Source organism: Pseudonocardia sp. ICBG1034 (assembly GCF_020131375.1).
In the GTDB taxonomy this organism is placed as follows: domain Bacteria; phylum Actinomycetota; class Actinomycetes; order Mycobacteriales; family Pseudonocardiaceae; genus Pseudonocardia; species Pseudonocardia alni.
Genome location: NZ_JAHLEK010000017.1, coordinates 310,664 through 326,204 on the forward strand (window position 1 = coordinate 310,664; position 15,541 = coordinate 326,204).

Genomic DNA, 15,541 nt, shown 5'->3' on the forward strand with positions numbered 1-15,541 from the left:
TGTTTGCCTGTCGGCAAGCATATACCCGCGCAACGATCCACGCCGGTCGCGGTCGGACGCGGCGGCGCGACGGTCAGGCGGGCGCGGCCTCCGGCTCGGCGGACCGCAGCCGGGACGCGAGCCGCTGCAGGTCGTCGCGGAGGCGGAACAGCTCGTCCATCGACATGCCGGTGGCCTTGATGACCTGGTCCTGCGCAGCGGCGGCGTGCTCGCGCAGCGCCTTGCCCTTCTCGGTCAGCGACACCTGCACGGTGCGCTCGTCGTCCGGGCGACGGGCGCGGGTGACCAGCCCGTGACCCTCCAGCCGGGTCAGCATCGGCGACAACGTGCCGCTGTCGAGGAACATCCGCTCGCCGAGCTCCCGCTGGGGCACCGTCTCCTCGGCCCACAGCACGAGCAGAACCGCGTACTGGCTGTAGGTCAGGCCGATGGAGTCGAGGATCGGGCGGTAGCACCCGGTCATCGCACGCGACGCCGAGTGGAGCGCGAAACAGAGCTGCTCGTCGAGCGCCAGCGGCGCAACGGTTCCGGGCTCGGTCATTCCCACAGGGTAAGCGCTCGATGTCGGGAGTTCATCCGAGCCCGCAGGATCGGCTCGGCACCGGGCACCCGCGAACCGGTCACGACGAGGAACGGGTCCGGGGTGCGACCACCCCCGAAGCGGTCGCACCCCGGACCCGGGGCCGACGGACCGGAAGGCTCCCCAGCGCCCGGTCCGTGCAGAAGTCCGTGTCGTTCTGTTGTGCACCCCGGATTCCCCGACCCTGCGCGCCTCAATCGCAAACAGCTACGGTTCACCCGCAGCGCCCAGTGTCGGCGCGCACCGTGACCCGGTCGCCGGTATCCCGCTGCGGCAACGGGGTGATGGCGGGTCGGTACGACGGCGGTACCGCGACCGCCCGTCAGCGCCGGCGGCCGGGTGGCGGGACGATCTCGGGAGCGGTCATGTCGGGCCTCCGTGCAAGGGTGGTCCCGGGGTGTCCGCACCCCGTCCGGCCCCCGGTTCGGCCGGGGCGGATACCCGGAATCGATGACGTCCGGAGGCGCCGTGCACGCGGTCCGCACCACCGCCCGGCTCCTGCTGGGCGCTTTCCTCGTCGCCGCGGGCGTCGCCCACCTGCTCGTCCCGGCCGAGTTCCTGGCCCAGGTGCCACCGTTCCTGCCCGCGCCCGGCGCGGTGGTGCTCGTGTCCGGGCTCATCGAGATCGCGGTCGGGGCCGCGGTGCTCCTCGCACCGGCCCGGCTGCGCCCGCACGCGGGGCTGGTCGCGGCGGCGCTGTTCGTGCTGGTGTTCCCCGGCAACGTGGCGCAGTACGTCACCGGCACCGATGCGTTCGGCCTCGACAGCGACGGCGCCCGCGCGACCCGGCTGCTCGTCCAGCCGCTGCTGGTGGTGTGGGCCCTCTGGGCGTGCGGCTCCGGCGCCCTGCTGCGGCGGGGCCGCCGCCGCAGCGCCTAGGAGGTCTGCACGGTCCGGGCGAGGATGCCCAGGGTCGCCTTGAGCGACGCCGCGGAGATCACCGGGAACAGGTCGGACTCGCGGTACCGCGGGTGGATGTCGGACCAGTCGCACCACGAGACGACCCGGGTGCCGCCGCCGTCGGCCTCGGCGACCGGCTCCAGCCGGTAGCCGTAGACGTGGCCGACCGGCGGGCGCATGACGCCCACGACGGTCCAGGAGATCTCGCGGTCGGGCACGTAGCTCGCGATGTGCACGGTGACGTCGTAGCGGCCCATCGGGCGGTCGCCGAGCGACTCGCGGTCCATGTGCACGACGAAGGTGTCCCCGGCCGCCGAGACCGGCCCGCCCTCGGCCGACATCAGCATCCCGGAGCTGTCGATGGCCACGTGCCCGCGCGGGTCACGGAGCACGGCGAAGATCTCGGACGGGCTCGCGTCGACGATGCGCGAGGTCTCGATCCGCGGGTCGCTCATGGACCCGATCATGCCCCGTCCCGGCCGGTCCGGCCGGGGACGGGGCACGACGGTGGCACGGTCAGGATGCGGGGCCGACCGGGAAGCGCAGGACGGCGCCGACGCCGTCGGTGAGCGTGACGTCGTCGCCGGGGTGGACCAGCACGACGGCCGCACCGGTCGCGACGGCGGCGCGGACCAGGACGTTCGCGGCCGGACCGGACAGCGTCGGGGTGTCGCCGACGAGCTCGTCGGCCTTCTCCCCCACCGCGGCCGGGTCGGAGCCGGCGACCAGTTCGGTGCCGGGCACCGCGGCCGGGTCGACCAGCAGGCTCTCGACGGCGTGCGCGCGGGTGGCCCCGGTGACCTCGCCGAGCCCGGTGACGGCCAGCCCGTCGCCGCGCCCGGACGCGGTCGCGAAGCTCGTGAGGGCCTCGCCGCGGCGGGTCTCGCGGACCTCGTCGGCCGCGGCACGGACGGTGTCGTCGACCTGCTCGGGCAGCGTGCCGCCGGTGTTCTCGATCTCGGCCATGATCCCGGCCGAGGCCGGCGGGAGCTCGTCGCGCAGGCGGGACCGGGACTCCGCGTCCCCGACGACGACGAGCAGGTCCGCGTTGCCGGCCCGGACGGACTTCTCGACCTGCTCGGCGACGGCCTGGGCGTTGCGCTTCCAGGTCTCCTCGACCCGGGCGTCCACGGTGCCCTCACCGGGGCCCGCGGTGCTCGCCTTGTGGACCGGGCCGCCCGAGTCGGTCGACACCTCGGAGACCGTGCCGTCCACACCGCGGACCCGGCCACCGGTCCGGTCGACCGCGACGACGACCGTCGCCACGTCCTCCCCCACCGCGCCGAGCACGCCCAGCAGGTCCGGGACCGCACCCCAGGCCGCGGTCCCCCGCTCGGGCGGGAACTCGGTGTGCCGGTCGAGCAGGACCCGCGCGGCGTCGGCGACGAGGACCCGGCCGGCCGTGCCGTCGGGGGCGTCGGCGGCTGTCACGGCCTCGTCGAGGACGGTGAGTGCCGACTCGTCGGCACCGTCGTCGGCCAGGCGCTCCCGCAGCTCGCGCCAGCGCAGGCGGTACTGCTCGGTGGCGTCGGCGGTGTCGTGCGTGGCGTCGAGCACGACGGTCGCGAAGGGACCGTCGCTGTCGTTCAGGGTTCGGATCCAGTCGGTACGCATCACCCGCCGCCTTCCCGGCACACCGGGCGGCAAACGTCGCGCCGGGTCAGGTCGACCAGGCCCCCGCGGCGTCGGCGAGGGCCTCGGCGACGCCGGCGGGCAGCGGCCCGTTCCCGCGGTCGGCGGCCGAGAGCGCGCCGGTGACCCGGCCGTCGTGGCGCAGCGCGACCGCGACGGCGACCGCCCCGGGCAGCAGGGCGCCGCTCGCGCCGCGTTCGAACCCGTCGGCACGGATCCGGGCGCAGGTGTCGAGGAGCGCGGCGGCGGCGCCGGGGTCGCCCTCGTGCGCGGCGAGCGCGACCCGCTTGCGTTGGGCCTGGCCGAGGTGGGCGAGCAGGACCCGGCCGGCGGCGGTGTCGGGCAGCGGCGCGCGGACCCGCGCCGACAGCGCCACGTCGAAACCCTCGTCGGCGCCCGCCCAGTCGAGGTAGACGGCGTCGTCGCCGATCCGGGCGGCGAGCAGCACCGGCAGCCCGGTGTGCCGGGCGAGCTGGTCGAGCGCCTCGTGCGGGATCGCCGGGACGGGTGGTTCCCCCGCCCTCGCCGCGAGCATCCAGGGCGCGGGGCCCAGGGTGTACCGACGGTCGCGCTCGTCGAGGTAGCCGGTGGCGACCAGACCGTCGACGAGCTTCTGCACCGACGACACCGGGGCTCCGACGCGGCGGGCCAGCGCCGACAGGGAGCTGCCGCCGGGCCGGCGGGCGGCGGCCTCCAGCAGACCGGCCACCCGGTCCACGGTCCGGTGGTGGTTACGCATATGGGTAAGCCTAGCTCGCAGGAGCGAGGAAAGTTAGCCATGCTCATGGAGAACGTGACGGCGAGCGAGCGGAAGGAGCACGACATGGGTGGCGCACTGGACGGGCTGCGGGTGATCGACCTGGCGTCGGTCGTCATGGGCCCGTACGCCTGCCAGATCCTGGGCGACCTGGGCGCGGAGGTGATCAAGATCGAGCCGCCGGCCGGGGACATGACCCGCCGCACCCTGCCGCAGCGCAACCCCGGGATGGGCGCGCTCGCGCTGAACGTGAACCGCAACAAGCGCTCGGTGGCGCTCGACCTCAAGACCGACGCCGGCCGCGCGGTGCTCGACGACCTGCTCGACACCGCCGACGTCCTCGTGACGAACATGCGCCCGGGTGCGCTGGACCGGCTCGGACTCGACCCCGGGCGGGTCGCCGAGCGCTTCCCGCGCCTGGTCCAGGTCCGCGCGCAGGGCTTCCGCAGCGACTCCGAGCTCGCCGACCGCGCCGCCTACGACGAGATCGTGCAGGCGTCGTCGGGGATGGTGGACCTGATGCGCCGGGCGACCGGCACCCCCTCCTACGCGCCGACGATCCTGGCCGACAAGGTCTGCGCGCTGACGATCGCCTATTCCGCGCTGGCCGCGGTGATCCACCAGCGGGCCACCGGCGAGGGGCAGCTGGTCGAGGTGCCGATGACCGACACGCTCCTCGCGTTCAACCTGGTGGAGCACCTGTCCGGGCACACCTTCGTGCCCGCGGAGGGCCCGACCGGGTTCAACCGGTCGATGGCCGCCGGGCACGAGGCCGTCGCGACGAAGGACGGATGGGCCTGCATCCTGCCCTACACCCCGCGCAACATCGCCGACTTCTTCACCGCGGCCGGCCGCGACGACCTCGCCGCCGACGAGCGGTTCGCCACCTCCCCCGCGATGGCCGCGCACCAGTCCGAGCTGTACGCGCTGATCGGCGAGCTGGCCCCCCGGCGCACCACCGACGAGTGGGCGCGGCTGTGCGCGCAGCACTCGATCCCGTTCGCGCCCGTCCTGGCCGTCGACGACGCCGAGACCGACCCCTACGTCACCGACGGCGGCCTGCTCACCGAGGCCGAGCACCCCACCGAGGGCCGCTACCGGTCCATCGGCTTCCCGGTCCGGTTCACCGCCACCCCGGGCGGGATGCGCACCCCGGCCCCCACGCTGGGCGCCGACGGCGCCGACGTGCTGCGCGAGCTGGGCCGCACCGACGACGAGATCGCCGCGCTGGTCGCCGACGGGGTGCTCGCCCGATGAGGGCCGCCGACGTCCTCGCCGCCGGGACCACCCCGCTGACCGCGCCCGCGTTCACGCCGGGATCGCACCGGTTCACCGACCGCGAGTACCTGAACGTCGTCTACCGCACCGATCCCGACGCGTTCCGTCGCGCGCTGCCCGAGCCGTTGGTGGCCGGGGAGCCGCTGGTCCGGTTCGAGGTCATGCACATGGGCGACGTCGACGGCTTCGGCCCCTACACCGAGTCCGGGCAGGCGCTGGCGTGCTCCTTCGACGGCGAGGACGGTGAGTACCTGCACGGCATGTGGCTGGACAACGCACCGGCGACCTTCGCCGGGCGCGAGCAGAGCGCCTACCCGAAGGCGTTCGGCACACCACGACTGGGCGTCGAGGACGGTGCGCTCGTCGGCACCCTGCACAAGGGCTCGCTGCCGGTGGCCGTCGCGACCATGGCCTACCAGCACACCGAGCTCGATCCGGCGGAGGCCGCCGCGCAGGTCGGCGTGCCGACCTTCATGGTCAAGCTCGTGCCGGGCCGATCCGGACCGGTCGACGCCCGGCTGGTCCGCACCCGGATCACCGACCTGACCGTGAAGCGGGCGTTCACCGGACCGGCCCGGCTGCAGCTGTTCGACCACGTCCTCGCGCCGCTGGCGGACCTGCCGGTGCGCGAGATCGTCTCCGCATCGCACGTGCTGACCGACCTCACGCTCGCGCCGATCACCACCGTGCACGACTACCTGGAGGAATCGTGAGGATCACCGAGATCGGTGCCGGCACCGTCGGCGTCTCCTGGACCGTGCTGCTGGCCGCGGCCGGACACGACGTCGTCGTCACCGACCCGCGGCCGGACCTGGCCGAGGTCGTCGACGCCGGTGTGCGCCGGTTCGGGTCGGCGGACCTGCTCGAGCGGGTCGCCTGCGAACCGGACCTCGCCCGCGCCGTGGCCGGTGCCGACGTCGTCCAGGAGCAGGGACCCGAGCGCCTGGAGGTGAAGCAGGACATCTGGGCGACCGCGGCCGCGCACGCCTCCGCCGGTGCGCTGCTGCTCAGCTCCACCTCGGGGATCCTGCCCACCGACGTCGCCGCCCGGCTCGACGACGCCGCCGCCGCCCGGTTGCTCGTCGCGCACCCGTTCAACCCGCCGCACGTCCTGCCGCTGGTGGAGCTCGTCGCCGGGAGGCGCACCGCGCGCGACAACGTCGCGCGGGCCGCGGAGTTCCTGCGCTCGGTGGGCAGGGACCCGGTCGAGATCCACAAGGAGGTGTACGGCTTCGTCGGCAACCGGCTGCAGTCGGCGCTGTTCCGCGAGGCCGTCTCCCTCGTCCGTGACGGTGTGGTCTCCCCCGCCGAGCTCGACCGCGTGGTCACCGGGGCGCTCGGTCCGCGCTGGGCGACCGGCGGACCGTTCCTGAGCTTCCACCTCGGCGGCGGCGACGGCGGCCTGCGCCACCTGCTGGAACACCTCGGCCCGGGGATGGCGCGCCGATGGGCCGACCTGGGGAACCCCACCCTCGACCCGGACACCGTCGAGGCGATCAGCAACGCCACCGAGGACGCCTACGGCCCCAGCCGCGAGGCCCTCACCACCGCACGCGACCGCGCCGAGACCTCCGTGCTCGCCGCCCGGTCGGAGATGGAGGAGTCATGACCGCACCGCTTCCCGCCGACCTCTTCGGCTACGTCGACCTGCTCGCCCCCGAGGAGCAGCAGATCCTCTCCCGGGTCCGCTCCTTCGCCGAGGAGCAGATCGCCCCGATCGCCGACGCCTGCTGGGACCGCGCGGAGTTCCCGCACGAGCTGCTCCCGGGGTTCGCCGAGCTCGACGTCGTCGGGCTGGCGCGGGAGTGGCCGGACCGGCCCGCCTACTCGCGGCTGCTCACCTCGTTCGTGTCGATGGAGCTGTCCCGCGTCGACCCGTCGATGGCGACCTTCTTCGGCGTGCACGCCGGGCTCGCGCTGACCTCGATCGACCTGTGCGGGTCGCAGGAGCAGAAGGACCGCTGGCTCCCTGCCATGCGCCGGATGGAGAAGATCGGCGCGTTCGCGCTGTCCGAGCCGCACGGCGGGTCCGACGTCGCGGGCGGGCTGGAGACCACTGCCCGCCGCGACGGCGACGAGTGGGTGCTGGACGGCGCCAAACGCTGGATCGGCAACGGGACCTTCGCCGACCTGGTGATCGTGTGGGCCCGCGACGTGGCGGACGACTCGGTCAAGGGCTTCGTCGTCGAGAAGAGCACGCCCGGGTTCACCGCCACCAAGATGGAGGGCAAGCTCGCGCTGCGCACCGTCCAGAACGCCGACCTCACCTTCGACGGCGTGCGCGTCCCGGAGGCGAACCGGCTGCCCGGCGCACAGACCTTCGCCGACACGAACCGGGTACTGCGGGTGACCCGTGGCGGCGTCGCCTGGAACGCGGTCGGCGCGATGGCGGGAGTCTTCGAGCTGGCCCGCGACTACGCGGTCGAGCGCGTCCAGTTCGGGCAGCCGATCGCGTCGTTCCAGCTGGTCCAGGACCACCTCGTCTCGATCCTGGGCGCCGTCGTCGCCTCGCTCGGGATGGCGGTCAGGGTCGCCCAGATGCAGGACGACGGCACCTTCCGCGACGAGCAGGCGGCCCTGGCCAAGCGACAGGCCACCCTGATGCTGCGCGACGCGGTCGCCCGGGCCCGGGAAGTGTTCGGCGGCAACGGGATCCTGCTGGAGAACAAGGTCGGCCGGTTCTTCAACGACGCGGAGGCCCTCTACTCCTACGAGGGCACCAAGGAGATCAACACCCTGGTCGTGGGACGCGCGGTCACCGGGATCGGGGCGTTCGTGGGACGGAGGCCCGCGAAGCACTGAGCACCGCCAGGGCGTCGCGCAGCGCCCGCAGCCCGGTGACGGCGGGGTCGTCACCGGGCAGCGCCGCGAGATGGGCGTCGACGCACTCCCGGTACAGGCCCGCCAGGTGGTCGGTCAGCAGGGTCCAGGCCGCCACCCGCTCGCCGAGCGCCCCGTCGCGCCACCGCAGGGCGGCCCGGGCCAGGTCGCGGTGGGCGCCGTCGTAGGAGGCGACGGCGTCGTCGTTGCGGCCGATCTCCCCGGTCGTGAGGGTGTGCAGGAACCGGACCGGGAACAGCACCGTCTTGGTGACCGCGCGCGGCCCGCGGGCCAGCAGTGCGGCCGGGTCGGCGACCCCGGCGATCCAGGCGTCGTCGACCCGCTCGACGAGGAACCCGGCCGAGCCGCGGACCAGCTCGTCGTGGCCGGGCGGGACGGCCCCGTCGCGGACGTCGGTGCCGTGGCGCAGCACGCCGGAGTCGAGCAGGTCGAGCCGGTCGACGGCGGGCAGGCGGGCCGGTCGGCGCCCGGTGCCGTGGCGCACGGTGTCCGGGTCGGCCCAGAACACCGAGAGCCGTTCGGCGAGCCCGTCGGTGCCCGCGGCCGCGTCCCGGGCCGCGGCGACGACGTCGTGCACCCGCGAGGCCGTGCCGCCGCCGGTCTCCCGCAGCACCAGGGCCAGGTCGACGTCGCTGACGGCGGGGGCGAACCCGCCGTGCGCGAGGCTGCCGAGCGTGTAGGCCGCCACCAGCTCGTCACCGAACTCGCGGCGGGCCGCGTCGGTCGCGGCGGCCAGCACCGCCTCGCCACGCTCGTCGTCCGCCACCGGTCCAGCCTGCCACGCGGGGCCGTCGGACGACCGCCGGACGAACCGGAGGGCCCACCCGTCCCACCGCGGGTTGCGCACCGCCGGCTCCCGGGGATGATCATCGCGTGCTCTACATCGGACCGGTGGAGATCCCCGGGTCGGACGACCACGAGGGGTTCGTCAGCGCGGACACCGCCGACGGCCGCGTGACGGGGATCTGGAGCGACGCACGCCGCGCCCCGGCCGTCGCCTACCGCGCGGCCTGCGAGTGCGGCTGGCGCGACGACGTGGCGTTCGTCCCGGACCGGCTCGGCCACTCCGCGGCGCTGCGCGCGTTCGTGGACCACCACTTCACCCCGGTCACCGGCTCCCCCGCGCTCGACCCGGTGCGGCACTTCCTGCCGGCCTGGGCCGCCGTCGTCGGCGCGCGGGAGCTCGCGCCAGCGATGGCCTGAACGACCGGTTCGTGCACCTGCGGCCGGTTGTCGGCAGACTGCGAGGATGTCCGCCCCACACCGCCACGCCGCCCCCGACGTCACCCGCTCCACCCCCGTCCTGGCCCTGCGGGTGCTCGCGACCGCGTCGGTCGTCGTCCTGGCCTGGCAGTTCGTGACCGCCGCCGGCCTGTTCACCGGCGGGGACGTCGGTCCGCACGGCACCGGCGCGATCGTGCTGCACGTCGTCACCGGGCTCGCCGCGGCGGCCGCGGTGTGGCTCCGTGTCGTCACCGCCGGCGCGTGGTGGCCGCCGGTCCTCGCCGCAGCGGTCTTCGCGTTCACCTTCGTCCAGGCGTGGTTCGGCGACATCCCGGGCCTGATCGTGCACGTGCCCGGGGCGATGGCACTCGTGGCCGGGTCGGTGTGGCTGGCCGCCTGGTCGTTCCTCCGGGCCGGCTGACCGGCCCGAACGGCCGGTGACGTGGGTCACCCGAACCACGTGGCCGCTCCGTCCGAACCCGACAGGGGCGGTCCGTCCGATTCGGCGCGCGCGATCACGACACCCCCCATACCCTCGACAGGACCCGGCCGGTCGCGCCCTCGGCCCCGACCGGGTCCGGACGCCGACGTCCGGCCGCTCACCACCCCAGGCGACCCGACGGGAGGCCGCGCGATGTTCGTGGAGACCGGGCAGGACCGGCGGCTCGAGCACGTCCCCACCCACCCGGACTGGGTCGCGGAGATCCGCCGCCGGGTCCGGGCCCACGTCGACGAGACCGTGCGGCTCCGGTGCGCCGAGCACGTGCACTCGATGCGCGGTGCGGACTTCGTCGCCGGGGTCCTGAGCGACTTCGTCGGCCGGGGCAAGTACCTGCGGTCGATGTTCGGCTACCTGGGCTGGCGGGCCGCCGCCCCGGACTCCCCCGCCGCGCTGGCGGCCGTGTCCGGGCTGGAGCTGCTGCACGCCTTCGCCCTGCTCCAGGACGACGTCATGGACCGTTCGCAGATGCGCCGCGGCCGCCCGACGGTGCACGTCCAGCTCGCCTCCTGGCACCGCGGCCAGGGCATGTCCGGCTGCCCGGACCGGTTCGGCGAGTCCGGCGCGGTGCTGCTGGGCGACCTGTGCCTGGTGTGGGCCGAGCAGGCGATGCGTGAGAGCGGGCTGCCGCGTGCGGTGCTCGAGCGCGGCTGGCCGCGCTACGACGAGATGCGCTCGGAGCTGGCGGTCGGACAGTTCGCCGACCTGCTCAACGAGGCCCGCCGCGTCCCCACCCTCGACGAGGTGATGGACGTGCTGCGCCGCAAGTCCGGCAACTACACCGTCCGGCGCCCGCTGGAGCTCGGCGCCGCGATGGCCGGGGCCGGACCGGAGCTGCTCGCGGCGCTCGGCGACTACGGGACGATGGTCGGCGAGGCCTTCCAGATGCGCGACGACGTGCTGGGCGTGTTCGGTACCGACGCCACCGGCAAGTCCGCGGGCGACGACCTGGCCGAGCGCAAGGCCACCAGCCTGGTCGTGCTGGCCCGCGAGGTCGCCGGACCTGCCACCCGGGGCGCCCTCGACGCGCTGCTGCACGGCTCGGACGAGGCCGACGGCCCGGTCGACGTCGCCGCGGCGCGGGTGGCGATCGAGTCGACCGGGGCCCGCCGCCGCATCGAGGAGCTCATCGCCACCCGGGTGCAGGGTGCGCTGCGGCTGGTCGACGGCGCGGTCGCCGACGGGGTGCTCGGCGACGACGTCGCCGCGGTGCTGCGCGCGATGGCCGTGCGCTGCACCGACCGGGTCTCCTGACCGGGGTCGCCCCCGCGAGTGGCTGTGGTGCAACAGGATGCGACCCGACGCGCCGTGCGACGCCGGCGGTCCTAGGCTCGCGGACATGGTCGACCGTTCCCCGTCCCGTCCCACCCGCCCCGGAACCGTCGGCCGTGCGGGCCTGCCCCGCGAGCAGGTCCCCTCGCACTTCGACGACGGCGCGGCCGACTACGACCGCCTGGTCGGGATGAACCCCGGCTACCACGACCACCTGCGCGCGTCCGCGGCCCGGATGCGGCTCCCCCGTGACGGCGCCGGGCTGCGTCTGCTCGACGCGGGCTGCGGCACCGGGGCCTCCACCGCGGCGCTGCTCGGTGTCGCCCCGCGCGCCGAGATCGTCGCCGTCGACGCCTCGGCCGGGATGCTCGAGCGCGCCCGCACCAAGCCGTGGCCGGCGTCGGTGCGGTTCGTGCACTCCACCGCCGAGGCCCTCGCCGAGAACGGGGTCGAGGGCCCGTTCGACGGGATCCTCGCCGCCTACCTGCTGCGCAACCTCGACGACCCGGACGCCCAGCTGCGCCGCTTCCACGACCTGCTGCGCCCGGGCGGGGTGCTCGCACTGCACGAGTACTCGGTCGCCGACTCCCCCCGCGCCCGGCTGTCCTGGCACGCGGTCTGCTGGGGGATCATCGTGCCGCTCGGCCGGATGACGACCGGCGAGACCGCGCTGTACCGGCACCTGTGGCGCAGCGTGAACACCTTCGACGGCATCGGCCGCCTGCGCGACCGGGTGCGCGCCGCCGGGTTCGACGCCGTGCACTCCGAGACCATGACCGGCTGGCAGAACGGCGTCGTGCACACCGTGCTCGGGACGCGGTCGTGACCGCCCGCCCGACCGACCCGCGCCGCGTCCGCCACGAACCCGCCGGTGGCCTCGGCGACGCCGGGCAGCTGGGGCGGCGGCCGCGGGCGGTCGTCGTCGGGGGCGGGATCGCCGGGTTGGCCGCGGCGACCGGGCTGGCCGAGCGCGGCGTCGTCGTCGAGGTGCTGGAGCGCGAGCCCTACCTCGGCGGCCGGGTCGGTGGCTGGTCGGAGGCCCTGCCCGACGGCACGCCGGTGTCGATGAGCCGCGGCTTCCACGCGTTCTTCCGGCAGTACTACAACCTGCGCGCGCTGCTGCGCCGCGGCGACCCCGGACTGGAGCGGCTGGTGCCGCTGGAGGACTACCCGCTCGTCGACGCCCGGGGGCGCCGGGACACCTTCCGCGGGTTGCCACGCACGCCCCCGTGGAACGCCGTGCTGTTCGCGCTGCGCAGCCCCACGTTCCGCCCGTCGGACCTGCTGCGGCTCGACGCCCGCGCCGCCGCGCCGCTGGCCGCGGTCAGCGTGCCCGGCATCTACGAGGCGATCGACCACCTCGACGCGCAGAGCTTCGTCGAATCGATCAACTTCCCGCCCGCGGCCCGGCACCTCGCGTTCGAGGTGTTCTCCCGCAGCTTCTTCGCGCCGCCGTCGACGATGTCGGCCGCCGAGCTGGCCACGATGTTCCACATCTATTTCCTCGGCTCCTCCGAGGGCCTGATGTTCGACGTGCCCGACGCCGGCTTCGACACCGCACTGTGGGAGCCGCTGCGTCACTACCTGACCGCCCGCGGTGCCACCTTCCGGACCGGTGTCACCGTGTCCTCGGTGGACCGTGTCGGCAGTGGACGGTTCCACGTGAATCATGACGGAGGCGGGAGCGAGGCCGACGCCGTCGTCCTGGCCACCGACGTGCGCGGGCTGCGCGACATCGTCGCCTCCTCCCCTGGGCTGGGCGACCCCGCGTCCGCCGTGGACGGACCGGACGCGCTCGCGCGCTGGCGCGACGACGTCGCCGCGCTGGGCAGCGCCCCACCGTTCCTCGTGCAGCGGCTCTGGCTCGACCGGCCCGTCGACGCGACCCGGCCGCCGTTCCTCGGCACCGGCGGGCTCGACCCGCTCGACAACGTCTCCGTGCTGGACCGCTACGAGCGCGACGCCGCGGGCTGGGCCGACCGGCACGGCGGGTCCGTCGTGGAGCTGCACGCCTACTCCGCGGCTCCGCCCCCGGGCGTCGACGACGACACCTGGACCGCCGACCTGCGCCGGCGCTCGGTCGCCCGGCTGCACGAGCTCTACCCGGAGACCGCCGACGCCGGGGTGGTCGGCGAGCTCGTGCAGTGGCGGGCGGACTGCCCGATGTTCGGCGTGGGCGACTTCGCGCGGCGGCCCACCGTCGCCACCCCGGTGCACGGCCTGGTGCTGGCCGGCGACGGCATCCGGATCGACCTGCCGGTCGCGCTCATGGAGCGCGCCGCGAGCACCGGCTGGCAGGCGGCGAACCGGCTGCTCGCCGGCTGGGGCCTGGCCGGCCACCCCCTCGAGACCGTCCCCACCAGCGGCCGCCTCGGTCCGCTGCGGCGCGCCGCCGAGTACGCGATGCGCACCTGACACCCGTCGAAGGACAACCACGTCATGACCCTGCTCTCCCGTCTCACCGCGCACTGGCCGTCCCACTGGCCGCTGCAGCCGCTGCCGTCGCAGAAGTGGGCGGCGCAGAAGCCGACCTACGCCGGCGCGGACCCGAAGCTGATCTCGGCCGCACTGGAGCGGGCGCAGGCGCGCCCGTCGGGGAACTGGTTCGTGGTCGCCGCGAGCCGGGAGGTCCGCGGCGACCGACCGCTCGGCGTGCGCATCGGCGGGGTCGAGCTCGTCGCGTGGCGGGAGGAGGACGGGACGGTGCGCGTGGGTCCCGGCGCCTGCCCGCACCTCGGTGCGCCGATGGCGCTGGCGGCCGTCGACTGCGGCGAGCTGGTGTGCCGCTGGCACGGGCTGCGCCTGGGCGCCCGGTCCGGCCCCGGCTGGGCGGTGCACCCCGTCCACGACGACGGGGTGCTCGTCTGGGCGCGGCTCGACGACGTCGGCGGTGAGGAGCCGACCGACGCCCCGGTCGTCCCGGCCCGCCCGGCCGGCGCGGTCCTCGACGCCGTGACCACCCTGGTCGGGGTGTGCGAGCCCGAGGACATCGTCGCCAACCGGCTCGACCCGTGGCACGGCGCCTGGTTCCACCCGTACTCCTTCCAGAAGCTGACGGTGGACTCCGCGCCCGCCGTCACCGACGTCGACGAGTCCGACGACCGCTTCCTGGTCACCGTCACCTTCAAGGTCGGTCCGGGGCTCGGCGTCCCGGTGCGGGCGGAGTTCGTGTGCCCGGAGCCGCGGACGGTCGTGATGCGCATCGTGGAGGGCGAGGGCGTCGGCTCGGTCGTCGAGACCCATGCGACCCCGCGCGGCACCGACCGCGACGGGCGGCCCCGGACCGCGGTGATCGAGGCCGTCGTGGCCGGGTCGGACCGGCCCGGGTTCTCCGTCGCCTCGAAGCTCGCCCCGGCGATCCGCCCGGCGATGGCCGCGGCCGCCACCCGGCTGTGGCGCGACGACCTCGACTACGCCGAACGCCGCTACGCGCTGCGCGCCCGGTAGGACCGTCGGCGCAGCACGGGGCCCGTGCGGTCGTCAGCCCACCGGCAGCCCGGCCGGCCCGGCCTTGCGCAGCTCCCGCGGAGGCGTCCCGAACCAGCGCCTCGACGCACGGGACAGCGCCGACTGCTCCGCCAGCCCGATCATCGCCGCGACCTGGGTGAACGGCAGGTCGGTCCGCAGGATCAGGCGCTCGGCGGTGTCCCGGCGGGCGTCGTCGACGACCTGCTCGAACGTCGTCCCCTCCACCGCGAGGTGACGCTGCAGGGTGCGGGGGTGGACCCGCAGCAGCCGGGCGACGGAGCCGATCCGCACCGGGCCCGACGCCAGCGACCGGTCGACGGCGGCCCGCACCCGGTCGGTGACGGTGCGCCCGGGCCGGTCGAAGTGGGTCTCCAGGTACTCGATGGCGATGGCCCGCACGGTCTCGTCGCCGCCGGCCAGCGGGCGCCGCACGAGGTCGGCGGGCACCCGCAGCACGGCGGCGGGCCGGTCGAAGCGGACCTCGGCGCCGAAGAACTCCCGGAAGCGGTCGGCGTCGGCGGGAGCGGTGTGCGGCAGGTGCACCGACCGCAGCCCGTAGGGCCCGCCCGACAGCAGCCCGACGATCCGGTGCAGCACCCCCACGCCGAGGTCGGCGACCTGCGGCGGAAGCGGATCGGTGCTGCCGTACTCCAGCCCGGTCACCCCGGCGACGCCCTCCGGGTCGGCGACGGCGCCGATCGTCAGCGCCGGGCTGTGCACGTAGAGGTAGCGCGAGGCGCAGTCGAGCGCGTCGCCGAGGGTCGCCGAGTTCTGGACGGCGACGGCGAGCGGCCCGAGGATCTCCGGGCCCTGCCGCTGCGCGAGGCGCAGGCCCAGGTCGCCGCACCCGAGCTCGGCGGCCGCGGTCTCCAGCACCCGGGCCACCGACCGGGTCGGGACCAGCGCGTCCGGGTCGGCCCCCTCGACGGCGTCGATCGGGATGCGGAACCGCGCGAACAGCTCCGCTCCGTCGCCGCCCAGCTCGCCGACCAGCGCGACGAGCCCCCGCAACGCCCTCGCCCGGGTGAGTGATCCGGTGCCCATGTCGTACGAGGGTAAGTTGTTGTCGCGCCGGGTCAAGTTACTCCGG

Annotated in this window: 17 protein-coding genes; 11 read left to right on the plus strand and 6 right to left on the minus strand. The window is 75.1% G+C overall.

From position 1 onward, the window contains the following. Positions 1–73: 73 nt before the first annotated feature. Positions 74–541 (minus strand): MarR family winged helix-turn-helix transcriptional regulator, encoded by a 468-nt coding sequence (locus KPF22_RS16330; protein WP_208825428.1) that lies wholly within the window; start codon positions 539–541, stop codon positions 74–76. A gap of 489 nt (positions 542–1,030) precedes the next feature. Here KPF22_RS16330 and KPF22_RS16335 point away from each other — a divergent pair, with 489 nt between their 5' ends. Continuing rightward, positions 1,031–1,459 (plus strand): hypothetical protein, encoded by a 429-nt coding sequence (locus KPF22_RS16335; protein ID WP_224402576.1) that lies wholly within the window; start codon positions 1,031–1,033, stop codon positions 1,457–1,459. Here the strand turns inward: KPF22_RS16335 and KPF22_RS16340 are convergent. The 3 genes from KPF22_RS16340 to KPF22_RS16350 form a co-directional block, all read right to left on the minus strand. Beyond that, positions 1,456–1,935 carry an SRPBCC family protein gene (locus tag KPF22_RS16340; RefSeq protein WP_208825424.1) on the minus strand — a complete coding sequence of 160 codons (480 nt, stop codon included), beginning with the start codon at positions 1,933–1,935 and terminating at the stop codon, positions 1,456–1,458. The two genes, KPF22_RS16335 and KPF22_RS16340, sit on opposite strands and share 4 nt — an antisense overlap. Before the next feature lie 61 nt (positions 1,936–1,996). Continuing rightward, positions 1,997–3,094, minus strand: coding sequence for a hypothetical protein (locus KPF22_RS16345; protein WP_224402577.1), 1,098 nt, complete (start codon positions 3,092–3,094; stop codon positions 1,997–1,999). A 46-nt stretch (positions 3,095–3,140) separates the two neighbouring features. Further along, positions 3,141–3,851: an IclR family transcriptional regulator gene (locus KPF22_RS16350; RefSeq protein ID WP_208825419.1), complete on the minus strand. Its 711-nt coding sequence runs from the start codon at positions 3,849–3,851 to the stop codon at positions 3,141–3,143. Between the two features lie 84 nt (positions 3,852–3,935). Between KPF22_RS16350 and KPF22_RS16355 the strand changes: the two genes are divergently transcribed. The 4 genes from KPF22_RS16355 to KPF22_RS16370 are packed head-to-tail and all read left to right on the plus strand — an operon-like array spanning position 3,936 to position 7,949. Next, positions 3,936–5,126 (plus strand): CaiB/BaiF CoA-transferase family protein, encoded by a 1,191-nt coding sequence (locus KPF22_RS16355; RefSeq protein WP_224402962.1) that lies wholly within the window; start codon positions 3,936–3,938, stop codon positions 5,124–5,126. Continuing rightward, complete coding sequence (locus KPF22_RS16360) at positions 5,123–5,860, plus strand: acetoacetate decarboxylase (protein WP_208825417.1); 738 nt, start codon at positions 5,123–5,125, stop codon at positions 5,858–5,860. Before KPF22_RS16355 ends, KPF22_RS16360 begins: the two co-directional genes overlap by 4 nt. Beyond that, complete coding sequence (locus KPF22_RS16365) at positions 5,857–6,756, plus strand: 3-hydroxyacyl-CoA dehydrogenase NAD-binding domain-containing protein (RefSeq protein WP_224402578.1); 900 nt, start codon at positions 5,857–5,859, stop codon at positions 6,754–6,756. The genes KPF22_RS16360 and KPF22_RS16365 overlap by 4 nt, the downstream gene beginning before the upstream one ends. Continuing rightward, on the plus strand, positions 6,753–7,949 hold the full coding sequence (locus KPF22_RS16370; protein ID WP_224402579.1) for an acyl-CoA dehydrogenase family protein: 1,197 nt from the start codon (positions 6,753–6,755) through the stop codon (positions 7,947–7,949). The genes KPF22_RS16365 and KPF22_RS16370 overlap by 4 nt, the downstream gene beginning before the upstream one ends. Here KPF22_RS16370 and KPF22_RS16375 read toward each other — a convergent pair. Continuing rightward, a complete protein-coding gene (locus KPF22_RS16375; protein ID WP_224402580.1) occupies positions 7,903–8,754 on the minus strand; it encodes a hypothetical protein in 852 nt (283 codons plus the stop codon). The two genes, KPF22_RS16370 and KPF22_RS16375, sit on opposite strands and share 47 nt — an antisense overlap. Before the next feature lie 107 nt (positions 8,755–8,861). Between KPF22_RS16375 and KPF22_RS16380 the strand changes: the two genes are divergently transcribed. The 6 genes from KPF22_RS16380 (at position 8,862) to KPF22_RS16405 (ending at position 14,430) form a co-directional block, all read left to right on the plus strand. Further along, positions 8,862–9,191, plus strand: a complete 330-nt coding sequence (locus KPF22_RS16380; protein ID WP_208825409.1) for a hypothetical protein — start codon at positions 8,862–8,864, stop codon at positions 9,189–9,191. 46 nt (positions 9,192–9,237) lie between these two features. Further along, a complete protein-coding gene (locus KPF22_RS16385; RefSeq protein ID WP_224402581.1) occupies positions 9,238–9,633 on the plus strand; it encodes a hypothetical protein in 396 nt (131 codons plus the stop codon). Between the two features lie 213 nt (positions 9,634–9,846). After that, positions 9,847–10,965 carry a polyprenyl synthetase family protein gene (locus tag KPF22_RS16390; protein WP_224402582.1) on the plus strand — a complete coding sequence of 373 codons (1,119 nt, stop codon included), beginning with the start codon at positions 9,847–9,849 and terminating at the stop codon, positions 10,963–10,965. Between the two features lie 85 nt (positions 10,966–11,050). Further along, positions 11,051–11,809 carry a class I SAM-dependent methyltransferase gene (locus tag KPF22_RS16395; RefSeq protein WP_224402583.1) on the plus strand — a complete coding sequence of 253 codons (759 nt, stop codon included), beginning with the start codon at positions 11,051–11,053 and terminating at the stop codon, positions 11,807–11,809. After that, on the plus strand, positions 11,806–13,398 hold the full coding sequence (locus KPF22_RS16400; protein ID WP_208825620.1) for an FAD-dependent oxidoreductase: 1,593 nt from the start codon (positions 11,806–11,808) through the stop codon (positions 13,396–13,398). Before KPF22_RS16395 ends, KPF22_RS16400 begins: the two co-directional genes overlap by 4 nt. Positions 13,399–13,422: 24 nt before the next feature. Further along, on the plus strand, positions 13,423–14,430 hold the full coding sequence (locus KPF22_RS16405) for a DUF5914 domain-containing protein (protein WP_224402584.1): 1,008 nt from the start codon (positions 13,423–13,425) through the stop codon (positions 14,428–14,430). A gap of 33 nt (positions 14,431–14,463) precedes the next feature. Here KPF22_RS16405 and KPF22_RS16410 read toward each other — a convergent pair whose 3' ends face one another. Beyond that, on the minus strand, positions 14,464–15,495 hold the full coding sequence (locus tag KPF22_RS16410) for an AraC family transcriptional regulator (protein ID WP_179759946.1): 1,032 nt from the start codon (positions 15,493–15,495) through the stop codon (positions 14,464–14,466). Between the last annotated feature and the right edge of the window lie 46 nt (positions 15,496–15,541).